The sequence below is a fragment of the Thalassospira permensis NBRC 106175 genome (assembly GCF_000714555.1).
Lineage (GTDB): Bacteria > Pseudomonadota > Alphaproteobacteria > Rhodospirillales > Thalassospiraceae > Thalassospira > Thalassospira xiamenensis.
This window is the reverse complement of record NZ_AUNC01000001.1, coordinates 353,621-379,478: the sequence shown is the minus strand read 5'-3', so window position 1 is coordinate 379,478 and position 25,858 is coordinate 353,621. Positions and strand designations below refer to the sequence as shown.

General features: G+C 54.8%; 27 protein-coding genes. 12 read left to right on the top strand and 15 right to left on the bottom strand.

Features of this window, described 5'->3' with window-relative positions; all coding sequences use genetic code 11:
* Window positions 1–9: 9 nt before the first annotated feature.
* The 4 genes from napA (at window position 10) to SMB34_RS01645 (ending at window position 4,236) form a co-directional block, all read left to right on the top strand.
* Complete coding sequence (gene napA / locus SMB34_RS01660) at window positions 10–2,514, top strand: periplasmic nitrate reductase subunit alpha (RefSeq protein ID WP_007090077.1); 2,505 nt, start codon at window positions 10–12, stop codon at window positions 2,512–2,514.
* Between the two features lie 11 nt (window positions 2,515–2,525).
* On the top strand, window positions 2,526–2,990 hold the full coding sequence (locus SMB34_RS01655; RefSeq protein WP_084716440.1) for a nitrate reductase cytochrome c-type subunit: 465 nt from the start codon (window positions 2,526–2,528) through the stop codon (window positions 2,988–2,990).
* An 11-nt stretch (window positions 2,991–3,001) separates the two neighbouring features.
* On the top strand, window positions 3,002–3,592 hold the full coding sequence (locus SMB34_RS01650) for a cytochrome c3 family protein (protein WP_007090079.1): 591 nt from the start codon (window positions 3,002–3,004) through the stop codon (window positions 3,590–3,592).
* Window positions 3,593–3,717: 125 nt separating this feature from the next.
* Window positions 3,718–4,236 carry a DUF2478 domain-containing protein gene (locus SMB34_RS01645; protein WP_037987359.1) on the top strand — a complete coding sequence of 173 codons (519 nt, stop codon included), beginning with the start codon at window positions 3,718–3,720 and terminating at the stop codon, window positions 4,234–4,236.
* Window positions 4,237–4,258: 22 nt separating this feature from the next.
* Here the strand turns inward: SMB34_RS01645 and SMB34_RS01640 are convergent, their stop codons facing one another.
* The 10 genes from SMB34_RS01640 to rfaD form a co-directional block, all read right to left on the bottom strand.
* Window positions 4,259–5,005, bottom strand: coding sequence for a glutamine amidotransferase-related protein (locus SMB34_RS01640; RefSeq protein WP_037987358.1), 747 nt, complete (start codon window positions 5,003–5,005; stop codon window positions 4,259–4,261).
* 158 nt (window positions 5,006–5,163) lie between these two features.
* Complete coding sequence (gene ychF / locus SMB34_RS01635; protein WP_037987357.1) at window positions 5,164–6,267, bottom strand: redox-regulated ATPase YchF; 1,104 nt, start codon at window positions 6,265–6,267, stop codon at window positions 5,164–5,166.
* Between the two features lie 64 nt (window positions 6,268–6,331).
* Complete coding sequence (gene pth, locus SMB34_RS01630) at window positions 6,332–7,102, bottom strand: aminoacyl-tRNA hydrolase (RefSeq protein ID WP_037987356.1); 771 nt, start codon at window positions 7,100–7,102, stop codon at window positions 6,332–6,334.
* A 14-nt stretch (window positions 7,103–7,116) separates the two neighbouring features.
* Entirely contained in the window at window positions 7,117–7,737 is a 621-nt protein-coding gene (locus SMB34_RS01625) for a 50S ribosomal protein L25/general stress protein Ctc (RefSeq protein ID WP_007090084.1), read from the bottom strand.
* 122 nt (window positions 7,738–7,859) lie between these two features.
* On the bottom strand, window positions 7,860–8,792 hold the full coding sequence (locus tag SMB34_RS01620) for a ribose-phosphate pyrophosphokinase (protein ID WP_007090085.1): 933 nt from the start codon (window positions 8,790–8,792) through the stop codon (window positions 7,860–7,862).
* Window positions 8,793–9,109: 317 nt separating this feature from the next.
* A complete protein-coding gene (locus SMB34_RS01615; protein ID WP_037987354.1) occupies window positions 9,110–10,123 on the bottom strand; it encodes a hypothetical protein in 1,014 nt (337 codons plus the stop codon).
* A gap of 112 nt (window positions 10,124–10,235) precedes the next feature.
* Window positions 10,236–11,057 (bottom strand): peptidoglycan editing factor PgeF, encoded by an 822-nt coding sequence (pgeF, locus tag SMB34_RS01610; RefSeq protein ID WP_240478717.1) that lies wholly within the window; start codon window positions 11,055–11,057, stop codon window positions 10,236–10,238.
* Window positions 11,058–11,068: 11 nt separating this feature from the next.
* Complete coding sequence (locus tag SMB34_RS01605; RefSeq protein ID WP_037987351.1) at window positions 11,069–12,196, bottom strand: class I SAM-dependent methyltransferase; 1,128 nt, start codon at window positions 12,194–12,196, stop codon at window positions 11,069–11,071.
* Window positions 12,193–13,044, bottom strand: coding sequence for a prolipoprotein diacylglyceryl transferase (gene lgt / locus SMB34_RS01600; RefSeq protein ID WP_205618029.1), 852 nt, complete (start codon window positions 13,042–13,044; stop codon window positions 12,193–12,195). The genes SMB34_RS01605 and lgt overlap by 4 nt, the downstream gene beginning before the upstream one ends.
* A 93-nt stretch (window positions 13,045–13,137) precedes the next feature.
* Window positions 13,138–14,121 (bottom strand): ADP-glyceromanno-heptose 6-epimerase, encoded by a 984-nt coding sequence (rfaD, locus tag SMB34_RS01595; RefSeq protein ID WP_037987348.1) that lies wholly within the window; start codon window positions 14,119–14,121, stop codon window positions 13,138–13,140.
* 256 nt (window positions 14,122–14,377) lie between these two features.
* On the opposite strand from rfaD, the gene SMB34_RS01590 reads away from it, so the two are divergent.
* The 6 genes from SMB34_RS01590 (at window position 14,378) to SMB34_RS01565 (ending at window position 18,440) form a co-directional block, all read left to right on the top strand.
* Complete coding sequence (locus tag SMB34_RS01590; protein ID WP_007090091.1) at window positions 14,378–14,683, top strand: accessory factor UbiK family protein; 306 nt, start codon at window positions 14,378–14,380, stop codon at window positions 14,681–14,683.
* Between the two features lie 190 nt (window positions 14,684–14,873).
* Window positions 14,874–15,380 carry a type III secretion system chaperone family protein gene (locus SMB34_RS01585; RefSeq protein ID WP_007090092.1) on the top strand — a complete coding sequence of 169 codons (507 nt, stop codon included), beginning with the start codon at window positions 14,874–14,876 and terminating at the stop codon, window positions 15,378–15,380.
* A 352-nt stretch (window positions 15,381–15,732) separates the two neighbouring features.
* A complete protein-coding gene (gene proC, locus SMB34_RS01580; protein WP_037987347.1) occupies window positions 15,733–16,548 on the top strand; it encodes a pyrroline-5-carboxylate reductase in 816 nt (271 codons plus the stop codon).
* A gap of 24 nt (window positions 16,549–16,572) precedes the next feature.
* The gene (locus SMB34_RS01575) at window positions 16,573–17,277 is read left to right on the top strand and encodes a TetR/AcrR family transcriptional regulator (protein ID WP_037987345.1); all 705 of its coding nucleotides are present in this window, start codon (window positions 16,573–16,575) and stop codon (window positions 17,275–17,277) included.
* Window positions 17,278–17,476: 199 nt separating this feature from the next.
* On the top strand, window positions 17,477–17,929 hold the full coding sequence (locus SMB34_RS01570; RefSeq protein ID WP_007090095.1) for a phasin family protein: 453 nt from the start codon (window positions 17,477–17,479) through the stop codon (window positions 17,927–17,929).
* 166 nt (window positions 17,930–18,095) lie between these two features.
* The gene (locus SMB34_RS01565; RefSeq protein WP_037987344.1) at window positions 18,096–18,440 is read left to right on the top strand and encodes a tRNA-binding protein; all 345 of its coding nucleotides are present in this window, start codon (window positions 18,096–18,098) and stop codon (window positions 18,438–18,440) included.
* 91 nt (window positions 18,441–18,531) lie between these two features.
* Here SMB34_RS01565 and SMB34_RS01560 read toward each other — a convergent pair whose 3' ends face one another.
* Entirely contained in the window at window positions 18,532–20,022 is a 1,491-nt protein-coding gene (locus SMB34_RS01560; RefSeq protein WP_037987492.1) for a methyl-accepting chemotaxis protein, read from the bottom strand.
* A gap of 238 nt (window positions 20,023–20,260) precedes the next feature.
* The gene (locus SMB34_RS01555; protein WP_007090098.1) at window positions 20,261–21,037 is read right to left on the bottom strand and encodes a ferredoxin--NADP reductase; all 777 of its coding nucleotides are present in this window, start codon (window positions 21,035–21,037) and stop codon (window positions 20,261–20,263) included.
* Between the two features lie 310 nt (window positions 21,038–21,347).
* On the opposite strand from SMB34_RS01555, the gene SMB34_RS01550 reads away from it, so the two are divergent.
* Window positions 21,348–22,031, top strand: a complete 684-nt coding sequence (locus SMB34_RS01550; protein ID WP_037987343.1) for a GntR family transcriptional regulator — start codon at window positions 21,348–21,350, stop codon at window positions 22,029–22,031.
* Window positions 22,032–22,237: 206 nt separating this feature from the next.
* Window positions 22,238–22,933, top strand: a complete 696-nt coding sequence (locus tag SMB34_RS01545) for a nitroreductase family protein (RefSeq protein WP_037987342.1) — start codon at window positions 22,238–22,240, stop codon at window positions 22,931–22,933.
* Window positions 22,934–23,009: 76 nt separating this feature from the next.
* On the opposite strand, the gene SMB34_RS01540 is transcribed toward SMB34_RS01545, so the two are convergent.
* From SMB34_RS01540 to SMB34_RS01530, 3 genes are all read right to left on the bottom strand, one after another.
* On the bottom strand, window positions 23,010–24,308 hold the full coding sequence (locus SMB34_RS01540; RefSeq protein WP_037987340.1) for an ATP-binding protein: 1,299 nt from the start codon (window positions 24,306–24,308) through the stop codon (window positions 23,010–23,012).
* A gap of 88 nt (window positions 24,309–24,396) precedes the next feature.
* On the bottom strand, window positions 24,397–25,125 hold the full coding sequence (locus tag SMB34_RS01535; RefSeq protein ID WP_037987339.1) for a response regulator: 729 nt from the start codon (window positions 25,123–25,125) through the stop codon (window positions 24,397–24,399).
* 155 nt (window positions 25,126–25,280) lie between these two features.
* On the bottom strand, window positions 25,281–25,796 hold the full coding sequence (locus SMB34_RS01530) for a MarR family winged helix-turn-helix transcriptional regulator (protein ID WP_007090103.1): 516 nt from the start codon (window positions 25,794–25,796) through the stop codon (window positions 25,281–25,283).
* Window positions 25,797–25,858: the final 62 nt, after the last annotated feature.

Here is a 25,858-nt window from a genome sequence, read left to right as displayed (position 1 = left end):
AAATTAACAATGTTCAAGGCAAAGATATCCCGTCGCGATGCCCTGAAAGCAAAAGCCGCCGCCGTTGCCGCCGCGGCTGCTGGCATCAGTTTGCCTGCTGCGGCACAAAATCTGGTGACTGATTCGGAACACACCCAACTCAAATGGTCAAAGGCCCCCTGCCGGTTCTGCGGCACCGGCTGTTCCGTCATGGTCGCGACCAAGGACAACCATGTGGTTGCCACCCATGGCGATGTCCTGTCCCCGGTTAACCGTGGCCTGAACTGCGTCAAAGGCTACTTCCTGTCAAAGATCATGTATGGCCAGGACCGCCTGACACAGCCGTTGCTGCGTAAAAAGAACGGTGTCTATGACAAGAACGGCGATTTCACGCCCGTCTCGTGGGACGAGGCCTTTGACGTGATGGCCGAAAAATGGAAAGCCGCACTCAAGGCAAAAGGTCCGACTTCCGTCGGGATGTTCGGGTCCGGCCAATGGACGGTCTGGGAAGGATATGCCGCCTCCAAACTGATGAAGGCCGGTTTCCGATCCAACAACCTTGACCCCAATGCACGTCATTGCATGGCGTCCGCCGTTGTCGGTTTCATGCGCACATTTGGCATGGACGAACCGATGGGGTGCTATGACGACATGGAAGCCGCCGACGCGTTTGTGCTGTGGGGATCGAACATGGCGGAAATGCACCCGATCCTTTGGACGCGTGTCACTGATCGTCGCCTGTCGGCCCCGCATGTCAAGGTCGCGGTTCTTTCAACATATGAACATCGCTGTTTTGACCTTGCCGATATCCCGATGGTGTTCAAGCCGCAGACCGACCTGGCGATCCTGAACTATATCGCCAATCACATCATCCAGACCGACCGGGTCAATACCGATTTTGTCAACAAACACACGATCTTCCGCCGCGGTAACATCGATATCGGTTATGGCCTGCGCCCCGAAGATCCGCGCGAACAATCGGCCCAAAATGCATCGGATGCCGGTGGCTCGACCGACATGACATTTGACGAGTTCGCCGAATTCGTCTCGGAATACACCCTTGATAAGGTCCATGAAATGACCGGCGTTCCCAAGGAGCGCCTCGAAGCTCTGGCCGAACTTTATGCCGATCCGAAAATCAAGGTCACATCCTTCTGGACCATGGGCTTTAACCAGCATACCCGTGGGGTTTGGGCCAACAACCTTTGCTACAACATCCATCTTCTGACCGGTAAAATCGCCGAACCGGGCAATTCACCCTTCTCGCTGACCGGGCAGCCCTCGGCCTGTGGTACCGCACGCGAAGTCGGCACGTTTTCCCATCGCCTGCCCGCCGATCTGGTGGTGACCAATCCCGAACACCGCAAACACGCCGAAGAAATCTGGAAACTGCCCGAAGGCACAATTCCCGACAAGGTCGGCTACCATGCAGTGCTTCAGAACCGGATGCTCAAGGACGGCAAGCTCAACGCGTACTGGGTCCAGTGCAATAACAACATGCAGGCTGGCGCCAACATGAACGAGGAAGGCTGGCCCGGTTACCGCAACCCGGAAAACTTCATTGCCGTTTCAGACGTCTATCCGACCGTCACCTGCGAGGCCGCCGACCTGATCCTGCCGACTGCGATGTGGGTTGAAAAAGAAGGCTGTTATGGCAATGCCGAACGCCGCACGCATATGTGGCATCAGCTGGTCGACGCGCCGGGCGAAGCCAAATCCGATCTGTGGCAATTGATGGAATTCTCCAAACGCTTCAAGATCGAGGAAGTCTGGCCCGAAGACCTTCTGGCCAAGGCACCGGAACTGCGTGGCAAAACCATGTTTGACGTTCTGTTCCAGAATGGACAGGTCAATAAATTCCCGCTCGAAGATACCGCACCGGACTATAACAACGTCGAAGCCAAGCATTTCGGTTTCTACGTTCAAAAAGGCCTGTTCGAGGAATACGCGACCTTTGGCCGCGGCCATGGTCACGACCTTGCCCCGTTCGACAGATACCACGAAGTACGCGGCCTGCGCTGGCCTGTTGTGGACGGCAAGGAAACCCTGTGGCGTTACCGTGAAGGGTACGATCCCTATGTCACGCCGGGGGCCGGGGTCGAATTTTACGGCCACAAGGATGGCAAGGCACGCATCTTTGCCCTGCCGTATGAGCCGCCTGCCGAAAGCCCGGATGAAGAATATCCCTATTGGCTGTGTACCGGGCGTGTGCTGGAACACTGGCATTCCGGTTCGATGACCGAACGGGTGCCCGAACTTTACCGGGCGTTCCCGGACGCACTTTGCTTCATCCATCCCGACGATGCCGCCGAAATGGGCATGCGACGCGGCGACGAGGTCCGGGTGATTTCAAGACGGGGTGAAATGCGCACCCGCGTTGAAACACGCGGCCGTAACAAACCGCCGCGTGGCCTGATCTTTGTGCCGTGGTTCGATGCAAGCCAGCTGATCAACAAAGTCACGCTGGACGCCACCGACCCGATGTCCAAACAGACGGACTTCAAAAAATGCGCCGTCCGTCTGGAAAAGGTGTGAGGGAGGAAACCATGAAAATGACCCCGAAATGGCTCATGGCGCTGGCGATTATTGCAATTGCTGGCGCGGCATATGCCGCCGAACCGATCACCACCCTGCGCAGCACCGCCCCCGATCAGGAGAGCGAGGCACCGCGGATCAGCAACTTCGAGGATACGGACCAGAAACGCCCGCGCAATTATCCCGAACAGCCGCCAACCATCCCGCACGATATCGAAGGATATCAGATCGATAAAAACGCCAATAAATGCCTGTCATGTCATGCGCGCTCACGCACCGGCGAAAGCGGCGCACCGATGGTTTCGATCACCCATTTCATGGATCGGGACGGTCAGTTTTTGGCCGCGGTCAGCCCACGGCGCTATTTCTGCACGCAGTGCCATGTGCCCCAACGTCAGGTCGAGCCGCTGGTCGGCAACAGCTTTGTCGATATTGATGCATTGCTGCCCAACAATAGCACGCGGATCGCGGAATAGGGAGATTGCCAATGTTCGATCTTCTGAAACGCTATTGGAAGGTCCTGAATTCACCAAGTGTGCATTTCAGCCTCGCCTTTTTGACGCTGGGCGGCTTCGTTGCCGGTGTTATCTTCTGGGGCGGGTTCAACACCGCCCTTGAAGCAACCAACACTGAAAAGTTCTGCATTTCATGTCATGAAATGCGGGACAACGTTTTTGCCGAACTTAAATCAACCATCCACTATTCCAACCGGTCCGGTGTGCGCGCCACCTGTCCGGATTGTCATGTTCCGCATGAATGGACTGACAAGATTGCCCGTAAAATGCAGGCATCCAAGGAAGTCTGGGGCAAGATTTTCGGCACCATCAGCACACGCGACAAGTTTGTTGAAAAGCGTCTTGAACTGGCCCAGCACGAATGGGCCCGCCTGAAAGCCAACAATTCGCTGGAATGCCGTAACTGCCATTCTGCTGAATCGATGGACATTACCCGCCAAAGCCCCCGTGCCGTCGAAGCGCACGAGAAATTTTTGTTCACCGGCGAAAAGACATGTATCGACTGTCACAAAGGGATCGCGCATCATCTGCCTGACATGTCGGGTGTTCCCGAGTGGCAGTAACCGATTATCCGGCGTGATCGCATCTGTGTGGCGATCACGCCGAAATCCGCGTGAGGGACGGGCTATGACTTTGACGATATTTGTCGACACCGGCATTTTGCCACATGGCAACCGGGGCTAGATAAATGCTGGCTGGTATCCCCTTTCTCCCCAAAGACGCTATCGACGATCTGCTGGATCGTCTGGCAAATCACGTCGTTGCCAAGGGGCTGCGCGTCGCGGGCTATGTGCAGAAACGCCGCGCGGACCGTGATTGCGGAACCCTAGTTTATGTCCGCAATCTTGGCACCGGACATGAAATGCCGATCACCAAAAACCGCGGGTCGCTGGCGCGCGGCTGCAAGCTGGATGGCGATGCACTGGCAACCCTGTCCGAACAGCTTGAAGGCGATCTGGATCATGCCCCCGATATCCTGATCATCGGGCGGTTTGGACGCAGCGAAGCCGACGGGCGCGGATTGCGCGACGTAATATCAAAGGCAATGGATTTGGGAATTCCGGTACTGGTCGGGGTTCGCGATGAATATGACGCCGCCTGGCAGGACTTCCACGGTGGCTATGCCCAAACCCTGCCCTTTGACGAGGACTCAATCATCATCTGGTGGCAGGAACAAGTCAGGGAACGCGCGACACAGGAAGCCTGATGACCTGTCATCAGGCCACACGCTAAACGCTGCAAACGCCAAGGTTGGCGTCAACAATAACCCGCTCGTCGATCAGAACGCGGGTCGCAAAACTTTCAAACCATGCCCCGAATGCCGCATCATATCTGGCGCGTCCGGCACGCTGTTGATCAGGGTTCTGACCATTCGGGCGTTCAGTCTTTTCCGCCGATTTCGCAAGCCAGCGTTCATGGGTTTCGTCATCGACCTCGGGATGGAACTGAATCCCCCAGATCCGGTTATCAACGTGATAGGCCTGATTGGGGAAAACCGAACCACGGGCCATCAACTCGGCCCTCTCGGGAAGCTCGAACCCCTCGCTGTGCCAGTGATAGACCATCATTTCGGCGGGGAAAAGGTCACGTCCGGCTTCCGTCGCCTCGATCGGATAATAACCGATTTCAGTCATGCCATCGGCACGCGAGGTGACTTTGGCCCCCAAATGGCGCGCCATCAATTGCGCACCAAGGCAAATGCCCAGATACATCGCGTTGCTGTTCACGACATGGGGTAGCCATTCCATGATCTTTGCAACATTGGCCTCATGGTCGTCATTGGCACTCATCGGGCCGCCAAAGACTATCGCCAGATGGTAGCCTGACATATCGGACGGCAGCCTGTCACCCTCGCCCGGACGGCGAATATCGAACTCGTACCCATACCGGCGCAAAACAGCCCCAACCCGACCGGGTTGACCGGTGGCAGAATTGAAAACCATTAAAACGCGTTTCGCGGGACTTAATTCGTTCATGCCGACCTCGTTGCTGCGATAGCGAAAGGGTGGCGGTTTAGAACCGTTTTGACAAGCCCCGAGACCATAAAAGGCAAAACGACATGACAAAAGACCACCGCATTTCTGCGATGGCCTTCGGGGCATTTCCCAATCGTCATATAATGCCGAAAAGCGGTTTATACGTTGAATTTAAAGTGGAAGATGTCACCGTCCTTGACGATGTAGGTCTTGCCTTCCTGACGCAGTTTGCCGTTATCGCGTGCACCGGCTTCACCGCCAAAGGTGATAAAATCGTCATAGGCGATGGTTTCGGCCTTGATGAAACCGCGTTCAAAATCGGTATGGATCACACCGGCGGCATTCGGTGCGGTTGCGCCGGAATATACTGTCCATGCACGCGCTTCTTTCGGGCCAACCGTGAAGAAGGTCAAAAGGTTAAGCAGCTTGTAGCCTTCGCGGATAACACGTGCCAGACCGGTTTCTTCAAGGCCAAGACCTTCAAGGAATTCTTTCTTGTCTTCGGCACTCTCGAGCAGGGCAACCTCGGACTCAATCGCGGCTGAAATCACAACCGAACGCGCACCCTGTGAGGCAGCCATTTCGGCAACCTTGGCCGAAAGCGCATTGCCATCAGCCGCACTGTCTTCATCCACGTTGCACGCATAAAGGACCGGCTTGCTGGTCAGAAGCTGCAACATGCGAAACGCCTTGGCTTCGTCTTCGTTGTTAATTTCAACAACACGTGCCGGTTTGCCTTCGCGCAGGGCTTCAAGCGTACGTTCAATCAGCTCCAGCGTCAGTTTGGCATCTTTATCGCCACCCTTGGCACGCTTCTGAAGGCCGGTAACGCGCTTTTCAAGGCTGTCCATATCGGCCAGCATCAATTCGGTTTCGATGGTTTCCGCATCGCGCACCGGATCAACCGATCCTTCGACATGGGTGATGTCCCCATCTTCGAAACAACGCAAAACATGCACGATGGCATCGGTTTCGCGGATATTGGCCAGGAACTGGTTACCAAGCCCCTCGCCCTTGGATGCACCGCGCACAAGACCGGCGATATCAACGAATTCAAGCTGGGTCGGAATGATGGTCGCCGACTTGCCGATGGCGGCAATCTTATCAAGGCGTTCATCAGGAACGCTGACCCGACCGGTGTTCGGTTCGATGGTACAGAACGGGAAGTTCGCGGCTTCGGCCGCGGCCGTCTGTGTCAGGGCGTTAAACAGGGTCGATTTACCAACGTTGGGCAGACCGACAATACCGCATTTGAATCCCATCTTTTCCGGGCTCCGTCACTTCGAATGTGTCTGAAACAGGATGGGGCAGGCCCCGATCCCGATGCTATTTCTTTTTGTTAAAGGCGCGGGCCAGTGCCTGCGCCATGGCGGTTGCGGCGTTGCTGACCGGGGTGTCGGGCTTGCCTTCAACCTCCGGCGCATCAGACGCACCTTTATCTTCTATCTTGCCGTCGCCTTTCACAGCGTTGGCCGATTTCTCACCCGCCGCAGCCGGTTTTGGCTTTTTCTCGGCCTTGGGTTTTGGCGGCGAGACAATGTGCGAAACCTTGCTCATGAAACCGCCATCGTCTCCCTTGACGAGACGCGGGAATTCAAGTGCGACGCCATCCAGCAGCGCCATAAGCCAACCGTTCTGTTCGGCCTTGGAAAAATCGCCCAGAACATGCCCGTGAACACGTTCCTTTTCCCCAGGATGGCCAATACCAAGCCGCACACGACGATATTCCTTGCCGCAATGGGCGTCGATGGACCGCAATCCGTTATGCCCGCCATGGCCGCCGCCGCGTTTGACGCGCAGCTTGCCCGGTGGAAGATCCAGCTCGTCATGCAGGACAATAACGTCTTCGATCGGAATTTTGTAAAAACGCAGGACTTCGCCAACGCTTTGGCCCGAGAGGTTCATGAAAGTTTCCGGCTTTAATACCAGAATCTTTTGGCCGTTCACTTCGCCTTCGGCAATTTGCCCCTGAAATTTCTTGCGCCAGGGGCCAAAAGAATGACGGCGGACGAGTTCGTCCGCCGCCATAAAGCCGATATTGTGGCGATTGGCGGCATATCCCGAACCCGGGTTCCCCAATCCAATCACCAATAACATCGTAGACCTCGATCTTATTCTTCGGTCGCTTCTTCGTCGTCAGCGCTTTCGGCATTTTCTTCCGATTTAAGCGCAGACGGAGCAGCAACAGTCGCAACCGTGAAGTCACGGTCGGTAATGGTGAGTTCGACACCTTTCGGCAATTTGATCGCCGAAATGTGAATCGAGTCGCCAACTTCGACACCAGTCAGATCGAAGACGAGTTCTTCCGGAATGGCATTCGGTGCACATTCAACTTCGACATCGTGACGAACGATGTTCAGAACGCCGCCTTTTTTCAGGCCCGGAGATTTCTCTTCATTAACGAAGCGAACCGGGACTTCAACGGTCATGGTCTGACCTTTTGCAAAACGCAGGAAGTCGACATGGATCGGAGCATCCGTCACTTTGTCGAACTGTACGTCGCGTGGCAGGACTTCGTAGGTTTCTTTGCCAATCTTGACATCAAGAATGTGCGAGAAGAAACCCTGCTTGTGCAGAAGCTTGTTGAGCGGACGCGGGTCAATCTGGAACAGAACAGGTTCCTGTTTTGCTCCGTAAATGACACCAGGGACCATACCGGCACGACGCACGGCACGGGCGGCCCCCTTTCCGGCCCGTTCACGGATTTCCGCAGTGATAACAGTGTTTGCCATCGGAAAATCTCCTTGAACTAAAAACATATTGCGACCGTGGGCTGGTGCAAATCACCGGTGAAAACCCACGAAAGCAAACGCGCTGGCCTCCAGGGGTGCCAGCGCAGCAGCGCCTTATACCCTCAATCGAAAAGAACGGAAACAGATTTTTCTTCCGAAATTCGACGAATGGCTTCGGCCATCAAAGGTGCAATCGGAAGCTGACGAATTTTCGAACAGCCACGCACCGCTTCGGATGCCTTGATCGAGTCCGTGGTCACGACTTCGGTCATCGGCGAATTGGCAATGCGCTCAACAGCCGGGCCCGACAGAACACCATGCGAAACATAGGCCGCAACCGATGCCGCACCACGCTCTTTAAGAGCCGTCGCCGCATTGCAAAGGGTGCCAGCCGAATCAACGATGTCGTCAACCAGAATGCAGGCCGCATCCTTCACGTCACCGATAACATGCATGACTTCGGACACACCGGCCTGCGGGCGGCGTTTGTCGATGATGGCCAGTTCGGCATCCAGACGTTTTGCAACGGAACGCGCGCGTGCCACACCACCAACGTCCGGGCTGACGATAACCAGTTTCTGGCCTTCGAACTTGTTGCGGATGTCGCTGGTCAGAACCGGGGACGCAAACAGGTTATCAAGCGGAATATCGAAGAAGCCCTGAATCTGACCGGCATGAAGGTCCATGGTCAGAACGCGGTCTGCACCGGCAACCGTGATCAGGTTGGCAACCAGCTTTGCCGAAATCGGGGTACGGGGACCCGATTTACGATCCTGACGCGCATATCCGAAATACGGAAGCACAGCGGTAATGCGGCGGGCCGAACCACGGCGAAGCGCATCAAGAACCACCAGAAGTTCCATAAGATGGTCGTTTGCAGGGAAAGAAGTGCTCTGAATGACAAAAACGTCCTCACCGCGGACGTTTTCCTGTATTTCACACCAGATTTCCTGATCGGAGAATCGCTTGAGATCTGCACGGGTAAGCGGCAGGCTCAAGTGATCAGCAATTGCCTCAGACAGCGGGCGGTTGCTGTTACAAGCGAGGATCTTCATGGCGGGGCCTCGGTTAATGGGTGCCGGGAAAGTGAATAGATCTAATGTCCTGTGCGGTACAGGCCGGATGCAAACTTGCCGGTAACAGATCCCGTCACGTCTTTCCTGTCGTTTACTTGACCGTATAATTCGGCGCTTTCGCCTTCCGGTCCAACGACATATCCACGACACTCAAAGACCAATAATGAGCAAGTCCACATATCAGTGAACCGCGGCGGTGTTATAACCAGCCGTTAACAGTCTGTAAATGGTCGCGGTGCCGAATATCGACAAGGCAGTCATGCAGATTGGCACAATATCGGACGATCAGCACGCTATCAACGTGACGATACCGTCTTTTTATCGGCCTTAAGCATCATGCCCTTTTTGCGCGCCACCTGATTAAGCGCCCCTTCAAGGGCATCGACAGCGGCCTGGGCGGCAATCGATGCCACCGACCCCCAACGTTCATCAAGCCGTCCGTGCGGCACGACATTGTTTTGCGCCATCTGGCCCAATTCGGTGCCATCCGGGTCCATGATCACCCAGTCGATCTGAACCTGATCAAGCGGCGTCGTGGTTTTGCGTTCCACCGGTTTAACGGAAATTGTCGCTGATAAAATGATCGATCTATCGTCTATTTCATCGTCAACCTCGATCCCCTTGGCACGCAGCAACGCCCCCGCGGAACGTACCAGTGCTTCATTCCCATCGCCCGGTGCCCCTGCAAAATCAACAAGTGCGATCTTCACCACCGGTGCCTCGGCAAATTGGGAACGATCACCCGAAATCAGAAACGCAATCCGCTTGGCCGGCTCGTCCACCAGCTGATCATATGCCTGCTGTGCCGGATCGACCTTTTCGCCCTTAAGGTCGCGAACCTTGTCGGCAAGCTCCTTGGGCACGGCAAGGTTGGTTTCTTCGGGGCCGTTCGGGGTTTGGGCAAACCAGTAACCTGATTGCAATTCCCCCGCCCCGCGGGCGGTATCAATCGCCAGGCCATCCGGGTTCATCAAAACCCAGGTCACATCAATATAGGCCGCATCACCGCTCGCCAGGCGGGACTCGACATTGGGCCGCAATATAAAGTCACCGCCGGTCTGGCTGTCGCTATAAGCCGGGATATCAAGATTGCGAAGCGCGCGTGCCATCGCGCGCGACAAATGCACCGATGCCCCCTCGGGCAGATCTTCGCCGATCTCGACCCGGACCGTGTTGGTATCGCGCAGTTCCAGCAATGTCGGATCACCTTCGCGACCGGCACCTTCAAACGGGCGCGGTAAATCACCGCATGCCGCAAGCGGCAAAACACAGGACGCAAAAAGAACCAGAAACCGTAATCGAGAAATCATCTATTCAAATTCACCGCGTCACATCAAAACGCAGCCAACCATGGCTGCAATGATCATAAAGAAGAACAGCATGATCAAATGGGGCATAGCATGTTTCCTCGCAATCCCGGGATCAGGAACCGGTCAGCATGATCGCCGATAACTGCCGTCCGTAATCAGGTTCACCGCGAAGGGTCGTACGGCGATAGCTGTAAAACAATTCTTCTTCGGCCAAGGTATCGCGCGCCACCAGCTCGACCGCGGCAATACCTGTCGCCATGGTCCGGCGGCGGACATATTCCGGCAGATCGAACATGAAGTGACCATCGCGGACGGATCGATCAAAAAGGTCCTCATCCCCGGATGGACCCGACAGGATCGTATCACGGAACCCGGCATCGACTTCGTAGGACGGACGCGCAATGCACGGCCCGACAGAGGCCGATATATTGTCACGCGACGCGCCAAGCTTTTCCATCGCACTTACGGTTGCCTCGGATATCCCGGCAAATGATCCGCGCCATCCTGAATGACACGCACCAATCACGCGCGCCTTTGCATCATGGAACAATACCGGCGTGCAATCCGCCGTCAGAATGCCCAGCATCACATCGGGGCGGTCGGTTACCATCGCATCAGCCTTCGGGGCTTCTTCGCGCTCCAGCGGGCGTTTCAGCACCGCAACATCAATCCCGTGCACCTGATAAACCGTGGTCAGACGGTCCGCCTTCGTACCAAACGCCTTTGCCGCACGTGCGCGATTTTCCGTAACACGGTCCCGGCTGTCATCCGACCCGAACCCGACATTCAGTCCGCTATGGATGCCATCACTCACCCCGCCCTTGCGGGTCAGAAAGCCATGACGCAGACCACCTTGATGTTGCAGGCTTTCGGCCTCGAACCACATCAGGCCATTGGCATTGCGTTCAATTCCGCGGGTTATCTGGCTGGTCATCGAAAGCTCCGTCATCCTTCGGCACCGCTGACACAAGGTGGCGGCGCCGTTTCGCGACCATATCCGATCAGCACTTTAAAAAGGGTTCCCATCTGATCGGCATCGATCAGGCGTGCCAAGGCCGCATCAATCGATTTTGCCTGCACATCATCGGCACCTTCTTTCAAAAGTTCGGCACGCTGTTCAATACCCAGCATCCGAAGGAACGTGCCCTGCGTCAGGACCGCACCGATCCGCGCATCCGCTTCCAGCATTGCCCGCCCGATGGCGGCAAAATCAACATGCGCGGTCAGGTCCGCATCACCGAGCTGCTCCAGAACCGGATGATATTTATGGTCCTTAAGCGCCTGCAAGGTATCACCAAACGCACTGTGGGGATGGCCGTAATCAATGAATAAAGCCGCGCCGCCAACCGCGTTCAGGCGGCGCGCGACCTGATCTGCAATCGCAATCGCCGCCGGGCAGCTTTCAAAAATATCGCCGGGCTTTGCCGTGCCACGCAATGTGGCTGGCACCAGCGCATCCGTCACCGGCGTTTCCGCCCCGCGCACGAACCCAAGTTCACCCGTATTGGCATCCACCCCAACCAGCCGTTCGCACCAGCCATGGCTTGCGCGTTCAAACTGACGGATCGGCAGGGCATCGAAAAATTCGTTGCCGATCACAATCATCGGTGCATTGCCACTGACCGGAATATCGTCAAATGCCTCGTGCCAGGTTGCGGGGATGCCATAAGGCATGATCGCGGTTTGCTGATGGGTTCTAAGGACCGGACTGGTTTCAACAAACCGCACGGTTAACGCATCAGAAAGCCCCGGCACATTGCGCACCGCACGCAGGGCATCGGCCATCAGCGTCCCGCGCCCTGGTCCCAGCTCCACCAGATTGATCTTGCGCGGGCTTCCCATCTGCTGCCATGTCACCGCCGCCCAAAGCCCGATCAGTTCGCCAAACATCTGGCTGATTTCAGGCGCGGTGATGAAATCACCCTTGCGCCCGAACGGGTCCTGTTTGCGGTAATATCCATGCTCGGGATGGGCGAGCGCGTCACTCATGAAATCGGCAATCGTGATCGGCCCGCCAAGGGCGATGCGCCGTTTCAGATGCTCAAGCAGCGGGTTTTCGGAAGTCTCGGTCACGCCTTCTGTCCGTCTTTTGGCTGGTCTTCTTTTGGAAGCTTGCGCGTTTCAATCGGATCGGATTTCATCGCAAAGACAATGCAGCCAATGCCGGCCAGAACCATCGGGATCGACAGCAACTGCCCCATGGTCGCCCCGAATGTCAGGAAGCCAAGCTGCGCATCGGGCTGGCGGAAAAATTCCACGATGATGCGCGAAATGCCATAACCGGCAACGAATGTTCCGCCAAGAATACCCGGCCGATGGCGGACATAGGCACTGCGCGACAGGACAAACAGCACGATAAACAGGATCAGACCTTCAAGCGCTGCTTCGTAAAGCTGGCTTGGGTGGCGCGGTTCCGGCCCGCCATTTGGAAACACCATGCCAAGCGGGGAATCGGTCACACGGCCAAACAGCTCGCCATTGATGAAATTGGCGATCCGCCCGAAAAACAGCCCGATCGGCGTTGCCACCGCCGCCGCATCCAGTACCGCCAGAATCGAAATGCCGCGTTTGCGCGCAAACAGGATGATCGCCACGATCACGCCCATGAACCCGCCATGGAACGCCATGCCACCCTGCCACACTTTCAGGATATTGGCCGGGTTCGCCATGTAATATTCCAGATTGTAAAACAGGATATATCCCGTACGCCCGCCAAGTATGACGCCAAGCGTCGCCCAAAACAGCAAATCGTCGATGTCGCGTTTGCTCATGATATTGGGCGTTTTGGTGCAATAATAGACGACATAACGCCAGCCAAGCAGCAACCCGGCAATATAGGCAAGGGCATACCAGCGGATTGCAATCGGACCGATAGAGATCGCGATCGGATCAATCGCCGGAAAGGCAAGGCTTAGCATCAGGGGAAACTCCGTGACGTATATCTGTTAATTTACCGACTGGTCGCAAACGATCAGGGCAGGAACATGGCAAACCATCCCCTACCCCGCATCGGATCAACGGAACGGGTCCTCGGTCGCAAGGTAATCCTGAATATATTGCCGCACCCCTTCTTCAAGCGGGGTCATGCTCGCACCGTATCCGCACGCACGCAGTTTGGCCATATTGGCCTCGGTGAAATACTGGTATTTGTCGCGAATGCTTTCAGGTGTTGGCACATACTGAATATCGGGTTCCTTGCCAATCGCACTGAATACCGAAAGCGCCAGATCCTTGAAACTGCGTGCCTTGCCGGTGCCGACGTTAAACAGGTCGCTAAACTGCGGGTTGTCGTAAAGCCACATGATGATATCGACAACATCCCCGACCCAGACAAAATCGCGAAGCTGCCCGCCATCCTCGTAGTCGGGATGATGCGATTTGAACAGGGTTGCGGTTTCACCCGCCGAAAGCTTGTCAAACATCTGCGACACGACCGAGCGCATGCCGCCCTTGTGATATTCGTTCGGGCCATAGACGTTAAAGAATTTAAGCCCGGCCCACTGTTTCGGACGGAAACCGTTCTGATCAAGGATGGTTCTGAACCGGCGGTCGGTTGCATGTTTTGACCAGCCATAAGCATTCAGCGGTGCCAGTTTTGCCAGATCACCCTGATCAAAACTGTCGTTAAAGCCCTGCTTGCCATCGCCATAGGTCGCCGCCGACGATGCATAGATCAACCGCGATGAATGGCGCGCGCACCATTCCCAAAGCCAGGTGGTCAGTTTGAAATTGTTCTGCACGATCTTGTCGGCATCGCGTTCGGTGGTGGCCGAAATCGCGCCCATGTGAAAAATCGCCTTGATATCGTTATGCGCGTCCAGAAACGCCGGCAGATCATCGGGATGAACGATATCGCGCAGGTTACGTTTTGCGATGTTTTTCCATTTGATCCCGTCGCGCAGACGGTCAACGACCACAATGTCGGTTTCACCGCGTTCTTCAAGGGCGGCCACGATATTGGACCCGATAAATCCGGCACCACCGGTTACGATCAGCATTGCATTCTCCTCGCGGCACATTGGTCTTGTGCGCCAGCCCTTGCTGCGACCCTGTCGGGCCTTTGGGGCAATCAATTATGAAAACTGACAACTTTATAGGCCCCGCCCCGATCCGGGGCAAGGAAAGCCGTTTGTTTTTCCTTTACAGGTGCCTGATTGACGATCAACTTGCCTTGCGCTGTGCAAAGCCCATATTATGCGCATGTTTTGCGGATATGCCGTAACACACAGATACCGCCAAAAGCCGGAGACAAAGATGCAGATCAATAACCGTATTCTTGACGACCTGACCCGTGTCACCAATTCCGCCCTCGGAACCATGACCGGTGTCAAAGGCGAGATCGATGCACTTGTCCGCCAGCAGTTTGAAAAAATCCTGGCGGGGATGGACATGGTCACACGCGAAGAATTCGACGTCATTCACGATGTCGCCATCCGCGCGGCTGAACGCATCGACGGCCTCGAAGCCAGGATTGCAGAACTCGAAGATCGTCTGGCAAAAGCTGAAAAACCGGCCACCAAACGCACCAGCAGCAAACCGGCAGCAAAAAAAGACGCATAACCGGGAAATCATCCCCACATACAGGCAAGGAACGCCGTTCATCGCAGGGCCGCGGAAAGGTCGGCCAGGGACAGCGGATTGCCGATCATTTGAAATTCATTTCCGTCACGCGTCGCGGGGCGGTTGAAACGCGGCGGGCACCGGCATATAGTGCGCGCCCTTTCGCATATGCAGAGACTGGCAAATTTATATGAACGACCACCTGGAAGATATCGGCGACCTCGGTGACGAAAATCCGTTGCTGCTTGTTGAAGATATCGCCCGCACCAATGACTGGCACGTGGAACGTCGCAGCGACGATGAAGTCGTTGTCGAAATCCCGGCGCACTGGTGCACGTATCTGGTCTATTTCACCTGGCGCGAAGATGCCGAAGCGCTTCACATTGCCTGCTGCTATGACCTGTTCGTTCCCGAGCCGCTGCGCCCGCGCATCTATGAATTGCTGGCAAAATGCAATGAACAGCTTTGGCTCGGCCATTTCGGATTGTGGCTCGACGAAAACATGCCGCTGTTCCGCCATACGCTTCTGTTTGGCGGCGATGTCCCGCCGATGGTCGAACAGTTCGAAGAACTGATTGATATCGCCATCTCCGAATGCGAACGCTTTTTCCCGGCTTTCAACTTTGTGCTGGGTCAGGGCAAAACCCCGGACGAGGCATTGACCCATTCGATGCTGGAACCTGTCGGCCAGGCATAGGCGGCGCGTTACCGCCAGACGCATTTTCAAAGGGGTCGGACCATGTGCCGACCCTTTCTGTTTGCGGGCGCTGAAAAATTTTTGCCACCGCCCGCGAATGGTCATCGCGATATAAATCCCGGTCGACAGGCTTGAACAATACCTCGGACGATACAAAATCCCGCGCGGATTGGTGTTGTCAGAAAAACACCCCGCAGCGTGATATCTGAGGGCAAACTGTTGTGAATTTCCTCACGCCCCTTGCCCCTGTCACCGACTTGACCCACCTTCAGAACATCGCTACGGCATTGCATTGCGATTGCTGATCCACACATATTCGGCAGTCAGGGATGGAAAAATCGGAGCAGATTTCATGAATACGCGTCTATTGCTGGTCGGCTGTGGCAAAATGGGCAGTGCCATGCTGGAAGGCTGGCTGGCCAAAGGGCTTAAATCGGATAATGTCTATATTATCGAACAAGCCGAAGCCGCCGAGAAACTCTCAACCCGCTATGGCGTGCACGGCATTACCGATATCACCGAAGTCCCGCAGGATTTCATCCCGCAAGTCGTGCTGTTTGCCGTCAAGCCACAGGTCCTGCCCGATGTGATGGAAGATTACAAACCGCTGGTCCGGGCTGAAACGGTTTTCCTGTCGGTTGCCGCAGGGAAAACCATCGGCTTTTTTGCAGGACACCTTGGCGAAACCGCACGCATTGTGCGCGCCATGCCCAATACCCCGGCTGCCGTATCCCGTGGCATGACCGTGATGTGCCCGACCGATAATGTCAGTCAGGCGCAGCGCGATATGTGCGAAACGCTTTTGGCCACTGTCGGCATGGTATCGTGGGTAAGCGATGAAAGCCTGATGGATGCTGTCACCGCCCTTTCGGGCAGTGGACCGGCCTATATCTTCCATCTGGTCGAAGCCATGGCACAGGCAGGCGAATCCGCAGGACTGCAAGCCGATCAGGCAATGATGCTCGCCCGTCAGACTGTTGTCGGCGCCGGTTTCCTGCTTGATGCCAGCGAAGAAACCGCGGCGACCCTGCGCGAAAATGTTACCAGCCCCGGTGGCACGACGGCTGCAGCACTTTCGGTGCTGATGGATACCCAGAACGGCCTGCCCGACCTGATGACCCGCGCGGTTGAAGCCGCCCGGAAACGTTCCGTCGAACTGGCGGGCTAAGACAAACCGATCAAGGAGACGATCATGCCGGCAAAGAAAGATCCGCAAACCACACTGATCGATGCAGCCATGGAACTGGCCGCATCAGGGCGCTGGCATGACGTCACCATGATCGATATTGCGCAGGCCGCAAATGTCGACATTGGTGTGGCTTTTGATCACTTCAGAAGCAAGGCCGATATCCTGCGCCAATTCGTGCGCCGGATTGACCGGATTGTTCTTGCCGATCTTGATCCCGCCGATTTCGATGAACCGGGGCATGATCGCCTGATCGCCGTGATGATGGCGCGGTTCGATGCACTGATGCCCTATCGCCCCGCCCTTCGATCGATCATCGCCAGTGGCGGCGACCTTGGCCCGACTGATACGCTGCGCGCGATCAAAACCCATTTCGGTTCGATGCGCTGGATGCTTGATGCCAGCGGCTTCACCACCGGCGGCCTGCATGGCAGCCTGCGTGTGGCCGGGATGGGCACGATTTATGCCCGGTGCTTCAGACAATGGCTTGAGGATGAAACCGCCGACTTCGGTCCGACAATGGCCGCCCTTGACCGCGCACTATCGCGCGGCAGCGAATGGGATAAACGGATCGGCACCGGTATTTCCCGCCTAAGCCGGGCTTGCGGAAAAATTCAGAAAAAATGTGACCGGTTTGCCCAAAAATGTCGCCGAACCAATCACACAGAACAGACGTCGCCGACGACTGAAAATAACAGCACGGCATCCTAAGTATCTGATCTGAAACAGGGCAGCCACAGCATAACCCAAGGTTATTTCATCAAACAAAAACCAAACCATGAAGTTTTTGTGCACTGCAAAATAAACCTTGACGAAAACGGTTCATTCCTTCATATTGCAGTTGAATTTGTGCGGCGCACAATAGCGCCTCATTCCACATCTGTTGCAAATTGCTGATGGAGCGCACACCATGACTGCCGCTAAAAAGGCTACCAACCCGTTCTTCGATCTCGACTTCACCAAATACACTGCGGATTTCAAAATGCCGGGTGTCGACGTGAACGAGATGATGGCGTTTCAGCGTAAAAACGTTGAAGCCCTGACCAAAGCCAACAAGGTTGCCTTCGATGGTTTCCAGGCTGTTGCTCAGCGTCAGAGCGAAATTTTCAAAACGCTGCTGGATAAAGTTCAGACCCAGGGCAAAGATTTCGCTGCTACTCCTGCTGACAACCCGATGGCCGCTGCTGCAAAGCAGACCGAAGCTGCGAAAGCCGCTTACGAAGAAGCCCTCGCCAATGCCAAGGAACTGTCTGGTCTGGTAAGCAAGTCGCAGGAAGAAGCTCTTGCTCTTCTGCAGAGCCGCTTTACCGAATCCCTGGACGAATTCAAGTCCGCGATCGAAAAGACCGCCACTGCGAAATAATCTAGCTGATAACTTCCCGTTATCAACTTTCCGGCAGAGCCTTCTGGCTCTGCCGTTTTTATTTGTGCTTTTGCCCAAACTCCTGATCTGGTCAAACGCATCGATAAACCCTTAACGGCAAACCGTGCCCCCGCTAATCTGGCTCAAATTCAACGGAGAAAGATTTATGAGCGAGATCAGTTTTGAAGATTTCCTGAAGGTGGATATCCGCGTTGGCACGGTTGTCGATGCACAGGAATTCCCCGAAGCCCGCCGCCCGGCTTTAAAGCTCTGGGTGGATTTCGGCCCTGAAATCGGCACCCGCAAAACATCAGCCCAGATCACCAAATATTACACGCCCGAAAGCCTGATCGGCCGCCAGGTCGCCGGTGTGGTCAATTTCCCCAAAAAACAGGTTGGTCCTTTCATGTCCGAATTCCTCTGCCTCGGCTTCCCCGATGGCGAGGACGACAAGGGCATCGTCCTGATCGCACCGGAACGCAACATCCCCAATGGCGGACGCCTGTTCTAGGATGCTTTCCTAACCGTCAATCCGGCACAAACAAAAAGGACGTGGCCATCATCTGGCCACGCCCTTTTCAGCACTCCGTATTCGTATTTTCTTAGCGCGCCAGTACCATCGCGGCTTCGCGGGTACGGCCGACTGTTCCGGCAACACTGATCGCAGATGATTTGATCTCTTCGATTGTGGCGGCGAAACTTTCGACCGACGTTGCCATATTTTGCATATTCCCCGAAACCTCCTGGGTCACGGCACTCTGTTCTTCCACTGCCGAAGAAATTGTCGTGACGTTGTTCAGAACGGTTTCAACGTCACTGCGGATAGACCCAAGCACCGCGACAACTTCACTTGCAATGGTTTGAATTCCGCCAATCTCGCCAGAAATCTGTTCGGTGGCGCGTGCCGCCTGATTGGCAAGGTTCTTGACCTCGGTTGCCACAACCGCAAACCCTTTTCCGGCTTCACCGGCACGGGCCGATTCGATGGTCGCATTGAGCGCAAGCAGATTGATCTGGCTGGCGATATTCTGGATCACCTCGACGATATTACCCATCGCCGCGACAACTTCGTTCATTTTATCGGTTGATTGACCAGCCAGAACCGTTTTCTCGAAAACCTGATCGGTGGATGCTCTGGCTTCGGACATGCTGCGTGAAATTTCCGCGATTGATGCCGCCAATTCTTCGGAACCCGCAGCAACTGCCTGAACATTTGCCGATGTTTGATTGGAAACCGTCGCTGCAAAGATCGACTTCTCATCCAATTGGTGAAGGCTCTGATCAATGGCTGAAAAGTTGTTATCAATCATCGCCTTCAGATCAATCAGAAGATTGACCTGTTCGGTCACATCTGTTGCAAACTTGACCACCTTGTATGGAACCCCGTTGGCGTCAAAAATCGGGTTATAGGACGCCTCGATCCAGATAATCTGACCGCCTTTGGCCAAACGTTTGAATTGCTGGGAGACAAAGTTACCCGCCCGCAAGCTTTTCCAGAAATCGTCATATTCCCGACTACTCGCGTATTCCGGCTCGACGAACATCTTGTGATGCTTGCCAGCGATTTCGGACATTTCATATCCCATTACCGACAGAAAGTTTTCGTTCGCATCCTGGATATTCCCGTGCAAATCGAACTCAATGACCGCCTGACTGCGGGCAATCGCATTGACCTTGCCTTCCAGTTCAGCAAGCTTTTCTTGTCGTTCGGTAATGTCGGACGCGAATTTGACAATCTTAAGCACCTTGCCATGCCGGTCAAGAACCGGGTTGTAGGATGCTTCGATCCACACCTTTCGGCCACTTTTGGTAATACGTGGGAAAGCTTCGCGTTTGAACTCACCAGCCGCCAGATCCTTCCAGAACTGACCGTATGCAGGTGCCGAACGTATCTCTTCTGGCACGAACATGCGATGGTGCTTTCCGACAACTTCGGACGCGCTATAGCCCATGAAATCAAGAAAGTTTTCGTTGGCGCGAATGATAGTGCCATCAATTTCAAACTCGATCACAGCCATTGATTTATCAAGCGCAACAATAGTTTCGGAAGCCAGACCGCTCTTTTTTGACGAAAGGAAGCTTAACATAGACATCATACACCTCTTGAAAATCAGGGTGCCAGAGCGTCAGTGTTGTTTCCGCGATCTGGCTTGGAACTGCCAGAAAGATAATACAGGTGTATAGCCTCCCATATCCCCATATAGGGAGTGTTAAAATATAAAGGTGACCTTGATTTTACCGCAATTTAATCAGTCACTTATGTATCACGCACAAAAAAAGTGCCCCCGAAAGGGCACCTTTGAACGGTCAGTTTCTTCCGTTAAAAAGGTATTACTTCTCGACGAATGCCTTCTCGATCACGAAATGACCCGGCTCGTTCATATTGCCTTCCTTGCCGCCCCAATCGATCAGCATCTGGCGGGTTTCAGCAATCATTTCAGGGTTGCCGCACAGCATGAAGCGATCATCTTCAAGGGTCGGCTTGGGCAGGCCAAGATCATCGTAAAGTTTGCCAGACGTCATCAGGTCGGTGATGCGGCCCTGATGTTTGAATTCCTCGCGGGTGACGGTCGGATAGTACAGAAGCTTTTTGGTCACTTCCTCGCCAAAGAATTCATTGTTGGGCAGTTCACTATGGATGAATTCCTGATAGGCCAGTTCGCGAACCTCGCGGCAGCCATGAACAAGAATGACCTTGTCGTAGCGCTCGTAGGTTTCATAGTCGCGAATAACGCTCATGAACGGGGCCAGACCGGTGCCGGTCGACAGCAGCCAGAGGTTTTTGCCCGGCAGCAGATTGTCATGGATCAGGGTGCCGGTCGGCTTGCGCCCTACCAGGATCTTGTCACCGACCTTGATATGCTGCAAACGTGATGTCAGCGGACCGTTTGGCACTTTGATCGAAAAGAATTCAAGCTCTTCGTCATAATTGGCACTCACCATCGAATAAGCGCGCAAAAGCGGCTTGCCTTCGACTTCGAGTCCAATCATGGCAAACTGACCGTTGATGAACCGGAACCCCGGATCACGGGTGGTTTTGAATGTGAAGAGGGTGTCAGTCCAGTGATGGACGTAAGTGACTGTTTCTTCGTTTAAATTGCTGGCCATAACGCTGCATCAATCCGTTTCGTCTAAAGCTTTCTACTGGACCGTGGCGGGAACGACGGACACACTTTCCCAGCACCATATCCATGCCAAGTTGACGCGATTTAACATCAATCAAACGTATATCGCAAGAAAACATTCATCATTTGTGTATTTTTATGTAAGATAACACAGAAATATACAAATTAAGTGTAGAATATTGTCTGACAATAGTGCACGATAATCGCATCAGGTCTATATCGCAAACGCGAACTGCCCCATAGATAGGCTACGATGCGCCGCACGGCAATGATCCATCGCAATCCGGTGAAAAATGACAGAAACCGCCGCATTACCCAACGATAGTCTGACCGTTCAGCAGGTTTCAGATGCCATCACCAATGCAGTGCGCGACGGGCGCTTGGTACCGGGTCAACGTCTGACGGAAATCGATTTTGCCAAACGCCTTGGCGTCAGCCGTCCATCCGTTCGCGAAGCCTTTCGTCAATTGACCGCAGACGGGCTACTGCACAGCCAACCCTATCGCGGGGTCAGCGTGCGCCACATGACACGACGCGAAGTCGATGATCTGTTTGTCGTGCGGGGTGCGCTTGAAGGCCTTGCCGTGCGGCTGGCAACCCCAACACTTCAAAACGATGCGTCGAAATTGCTTGCCATCCAGGCCGAGCTGGACACTGCCGAAACCCGCAACGACCTTGCTGCCATGTCGCGCCACAACCTTGCCTTCCATATGCTGTTTGCCGATGTCACCGGCAACGCGCTTTTATGTGAACAGTTGCGACGGATTTCCAACAGTGTTTATTGGCTGCAATTCCGCGTTCTGGTCGCTGATGACAAGGTCCTGCAAACCAATACCCGGCATCGTGACATTGTTGACGCAGTTCGCAGCGGGGATGCCGCCAAAGCCGAGGCCATCATGATTGATCATGTCGATCATTCGCGCCAATTGGTGCAATCGCTGCCCGACAATCATTTCGCCGAAAGCCCGGCAGACTGACGGCTATTCCCCCTGCCAACCCGGTCCCTTGCCGGATGTACGACCGCATAGAACCCCACCTCACCATACATCTCCGAACCAGATTGCCAGTCTATCGTGGGTCCTTCATCAGCTCCCTCATCGGCGCTGGACATGAGACTTGCATCCCTGAATTCCCTCGATTAGAATTGTCTGACAATTTAAACAAACAAATATTAGAGAGCACCATGACAACCCGCCCCACCCCGACCACCGAATTTTTGCCGATCCCGTTGCCCGATTATCAGGAACGACCGCTTGACGAGATGCGCCTTGGTGCGCAGGCATTTTATGATGAAATACGTACACGCCACACGGTACGCGAATTTTCGGATCGGCCGGTGCCACGCGACATCATCGAAACATGCATTCGTGCGGCGGGTACGGCCCCCAACGGGGCCAATCATCAGCCATGGCATTTTTCGGTTATCGGCGATCCGGCGATGAAAAAGAAAATCCGCACCGCTGCCGAGGAAGAAGAACGCGCATTTTATGCCGGCCGCGCTGGCGAAGAATGGATCGAAGCTCTTCGCCCCTTGGGCACAGATGACAGCAAACCGTTTCTGGAAATCGCACCATGGCTGATTTGCATTTTCGGCGAACGTAAAAGTGTGTCGGCCGACGGGAAGTTGCGCAAAAACTATTACGTGCCGGAATCCGTTTCCATCGCGACCAGCTTTCTGATTGCCGCCCTGCATCGTGCGAGGCTTGCGACACTGACACATACGCCAAACCCGATGAGCTTCCTGACCGAAATCTGCCAACGCCCGGACCACAACAAGCCCTATATCCTTCTGGTCACCGGATATCCGGCAGCGGATGCGACGATCCCGAAACATGCGACGGAGAAAAAAGACCTTTCGGAAATCGCGACTTTCTTCTGAAACACATCAACCCCAAAACAAGAAGCCCCGCAGCACGGCGGGGCTTGGGGTTTTCTATTTAACATTCCAAAGACGCTTAATGCCCGATCGGCAGGACAAGACGGACGCGAAGCCCGCCGCCCGGCGCATCTTCAAGGTAGACATCACCGCCATGGCCACGCGCTGAATCACGCGCAATTGTCATGCCAAGACCGACACCACCCGTCGCCTGATTACGCGATTCCTCAAGACGATAGAACGGCTTGAAAACGTCTTCGCGCTTGTCAACCGGAATACCCGGACCATCATCGTCAAAGACAATTTCATAATCCTGCCCGCGACGTCCCGCGCGAACCGACAGGTTATTGGCATAGCGCCCGGCATTGGACATGATATTGGCAAGGCAACGCCGCACGGATTGCGGACGCAGTTCCATTTCCAGACTATCGGCGATATGCAGATCAATCTGCTGACCATCGCGCAGTGCTTCCCCAACCTGATCGGTAATCAGCTTGCCAATATCAGTTGGCACGGCCTTTTCGCCTTCTTCGCCGCGTGCAAACGCAAGATAGGCATCGACCATACGTTCCATGTCGACAACATCCTGCTTAAGCGCGTCGACACCGGGCAACGAACCCTGCATCGCCAGTTCCAGCTTCATGCGCGTCAGCGGCGTGCGCAAATCATGCGACACCCCGGCCAGCAAGGCGGTCCGTTGTGACAGATGACGTACAATACGATCACGCATCGAAATGAAGGAAGATGCAGCCAATCGCACCTCGGCCGCACCTTCGGGTTTGAAGGTGTCAACTTCCACACCGCGACCAAACTGATCGGCGGCCTTGGCAAGACGACGGATCGGGCGGACCTGGTTGCGCATGAACATCACGGCAACGCCATACAGGATCAGAGCGGAACCCGCGATCCACATAAAGAAGATATAAGTCGTCGAGGAATACAGACGCTTTCGCGGCGCAACCACCGAAAGAACCCCGTCCTTCAACTGGACCCGGATTTCAAGCTTGCGGTCATCAACATCAAGATCAAAGAAGAATGGACGCTGCAAACGTTCATTCAGCGCATTGAACAGTTCCTGCGACACCAGCCCGAAAGGCGGTTGGGTAATCTGCCGTTCAAGGATTTCGTCGGGCTCAAACAGAATATCGAGCTGCAGGTTTGATCGCGCTGAATGCTGCAGCCATTCGAAATGATCTGCATCGGTATATTCGCCAAGATAATCGATGACGAAAACGATATCACCGGCAAGGCCGCGGCTCAGCTGGCGCGCGACAGTATCCCAATGCCGTTCGAAAAAGATCAGCACGGTGACGATCTGCAACAGCAGCATCGGCGTCATCAGGATCAGAAGCGACCGGCCCAAAAGACCTTTCGGCATAAATGACTTGATCCATCCTGCGTTTTCGCTGCCCAAAACCCTTAATCCCTATCCGTCACTGGCCAGTCGGCGGTTCGGCCAATCTGTGTTAATCAACATACAGGACATAGCCCCGTCCGCGTACCGTCTGCAAGTATCTTGGTTGTTTCGGGTCTTCCTCGAACTTGCGCCGAAGGCGCGTCACCTGCACATCAATGCTGCGCGATGCGCCGGGATCAACGGCATTTCCGCCCATCATCTGGTGAAGGTCTTCACGCGTTGTTGTTTCACCGCGCCTGCGCACAAGAGCGGCCAGAAGCGCCTGCTCGGCACTTGTCAGATAGATATGCTCCGATCCGCGCTGCAACGTCATCCGACTGAGGTCAAAGGTGAAGTTGCCAAACTGCGCCATGGTGTATTTGTCATCGCGCGCGTTCTCATCTAACGGCGCTGGTACTTGGGCATAGCGACGTAAAATGGCTTCGATCCGAAGGACAAGCTCACGGGGCTCGAACGGTTTGGCAAGGTAATCATCCGCCCCCGCCTCAAGCCCGGAAATGCGGTCTTCGGTTTCCGAAAGTGCTGTCAGCAGAAGGATCGGCACCTTCGTCCCCTCGCCGCGTAAGCTACGCGCAAGATCAACCCCCTTCTCACCGGGCATCAGAACATCCAGCACCAGAAGATCAAACTGCATGCCGGCAAGGCTGGACCGCGCTTCGGCAGCATTTCGCGCGGCCGAAACCACAAATCCGTTTTCGCCCAGATAACGGGTCAGCAAATCACGCAGACGGTCATCGTCATCGACCACAAGAATGTGCGGCTGATCGTGACGGCTCATACACGGCTCTCCTGAAACCTGAACATCTGAAACGCTTTATCCTATGCGAGTTAGGCAAAAAAAAGTTTCAAAATTGTATCTGTCCAAAAGACACCGGATCAGGTCAGCATCCTGATCCGGTGATTGTCGCGATAAAAAATTTTAACGAAACATCGCTAACTCGCCCGGCGGCGCATACCGGGAGGGCTGTCATCGGTGAAACGGGCCCGGTCGGGTTCTTCGAGCATGCCCAGCATCACCTTGCGAAAACCTTCAACCGCCTCGGCCCCGGCTTCGCGATAGGCGGCCGCGATCAGGCTGCGCTGATTTTCGGTCAGTTCACGTTCCAGCGCTTCGCCCTTTTCCGTCAGGGTCAAAAGCCGCTGGCGACGATCCTGCACACCGGTTTTCTGATCGATGAAGCCTTCGCGCACCAGTTGGCCCAGAACACGCGATAGGGACTGCTTGGTGATTTTGAGAATCGACAGAAGCTCGCTTACCGTAATGCCGGGGTTGCGGCTGACGAAATAAATGACCCGGTGATGGGCGCGACCGAAATTATATTGCTCAAGTATCTGATCTGCCACTGCCGTGAAATCGCGATAGGCATAGAACAGCAGTTCAATACCTTGCCTAAGCTCTTCTTCCCGCAAAAAAAGCGGGTTTACCTTGCGTGTTGAGATATCAGCCATGCTTTTCCGTTATGTCAGTTATGTTGACATATTAATCGATGAATGTTACTCCGGCCAGACAA

Excerpts from the sequence above, each read along its gene's own strand:
- napA (WP_007090077.1), top strand. The coding sequence starts at position 10 with ATGTTCAAGGCAAAGATATCCCGTCGCGATGCCCTGAAAGCAAAAGCC.
- SMB34_RS01655 (WP_084716440.1), top strand. The coding sequence starts at position 2,526 with ATGAAAATGACCCCGAAATGGCTCATGGCGCTGGCGATTATTGCAATT.
- SMB34_RS01650 (WP_007090079.1), top strand. The coding sequence starts at position 3,002 with ATGTTCGATCTTCTGAAACGCTATTGGAAGGTCCTGAATTCACCAAGT.
- SMB34_RS01645 (WP_037987359.1), top strand. The coding sequence starts at position 3,718 with ATGCTGGCTGGTATCCCCTTTCTCCCCAAAGACGCTATCGACGATCTG.
- SMB34_RS01640 (WP_037987358.1), bottom strand. The coding sequence starts at position 5,005 with ATGAACGAATTAAGTCCCGCGAAACGCGTTTTAATGGTTTTCAATTCT.
- ychF (WP_037987357.1), bottom strand. The coding sequence starts at position 6,267 with ATGGGATTCAAATGCGGTATTGTCGGTCTGCCCAACGTTGGTAAATCG.
- pth (WP_037987356.1), bottom strand. The coding sequence starts at position 7,102 with ATGTTATTGGTGATTGGATTGGGGAACCCGGGTTCGGGATATGCCGCC.
- SMB34_RS01625 (WP_007090084.1), bottom strand. The coding sequence starts at position 7,737 with ATGGCAAACACTGTTATCACTGCGGAAATCCGTGAACGGGCCGGAAAG.
- SMB34_RS01620 (WP_007090085.1), bottom strand. The coding sequence starts at position 8,792 with ATGAAGATCCTCGCTTGTAACAGCAACCGCCCGCTGTCTGAGGCAATT.
- SMB34_RS01615 (WP_037987354.1), bottom strand. The coding sequence starts at position 10,123 with ATGATTTCTCGATTACGGTTTCTGGTTCTTTTTGCGTCCTGTGTTTTG.
- pgeF (WP_240478717.1), bottom strand. The coding sequence starts at position 11,057 with ATGACCAGCCAGATAACCCGCGGAATTGAACGCAATGCCAATGGCCTG.
- rfaD (WP_037987348.1), bottom strand. The coding sequence starts at position 14,121 with ATGCTGATCGTAACCGGTGGTGCCGGATTTATCGGGTCCAATATCGTG.
- SMB34_RS01590 (WP_007090091.1), top strand. The coding sequence starts at position 14,378 with ATGCAGATCAATAACCGTATTCTTGACGACCTGACCCGTGTCACCAAT.
- SMB34_RS01585 (WP_007090092.1), top strand. The coding sequence starts at position 14,874 with ATGAACGACCACCTGGAAGATATCGGCGACCTCGGTGACGAAAATCCG.
- proC (WP_037987347.1), top strand. The coding sequence starts at position 15,733 with ATGAATACGCGTCTATTGCTGGTCGGCTGTGGCAAAATGGGCAGTGCC.
- SMB34_RS01575 (WP_037987345.1), top strand. The coding sequence starts at position 16,573 with ATGCCGGCAAAGAAAGATCCGCAAACCACACTGATCGATGCAGCCATG.
- SMB34_RS01570 (WP_007090095.1), top strand. The coding sequence starts at position 17,477 with ATGACTGCCGCTAAAAAGGCTACCAACCCGTTCTTCGATCTCGACTTC.
- SMB34_RS01565 (WP_037987344.1), top strand. The coding sequence starts at position 18,096 with ATGAGCGAGATCAGTTTTGAAGATTTCCTGAAGGTGGATATCCGCGTT.
- SMB34_RS01560 (WP_037987492.1), bottom strand. The coding sequence starts at position 20,022 with ATGTCTATGTTAAGCTTCCTTTCGTCAAAAAAGAGCGGTCTGGCTTCC.
- SMB34_RS01555 (WP_007090098.1), bottom strand. The coding sequence starts at position 21,037 with ATGGCCAGCAATTTAAACGAAGAAACAGTCACTTACGTCCATCACTGG.
- SMB34_RS01550 (WP_037987343.1), top strand. The coding sequence starts at position 21,348 with ATGACAGAAACCGCCGCATTACCCAACGATAGTCTGACCGTTCAGCAG.
- SMB34_RS01545 (WP_037987342.1), top strand. The coding sequence starts at position 22,238 with ATGACAACCCGCCCCACCCCGACCACCGAATTTTTGCCGATCCCGTTG.
- SMB34_RS01540 (WP_037987340.1), bottom strand. The coding sequence starts at position 24,308 with ATGCCGAAAGGTCTTTTGGGCCGGTCGCTTCTGATCCTGATGACGCCG.
- SMB34_RS01535 (WP_037987339.1), bottom strand. The coding sequence starts at position 25,125 with ATGAGCCGTCACGATCAGCCGCACATTCTTGTGGTCGATGACGATGAC.
- SMB34_RS01530 (WP_007090103.1), bottom strand. The coding sequence starts at position 25,796 with ATGGCTGATATCTCAACACGCAAGGTAAACCCGCTTTTTTTGCGGGAA.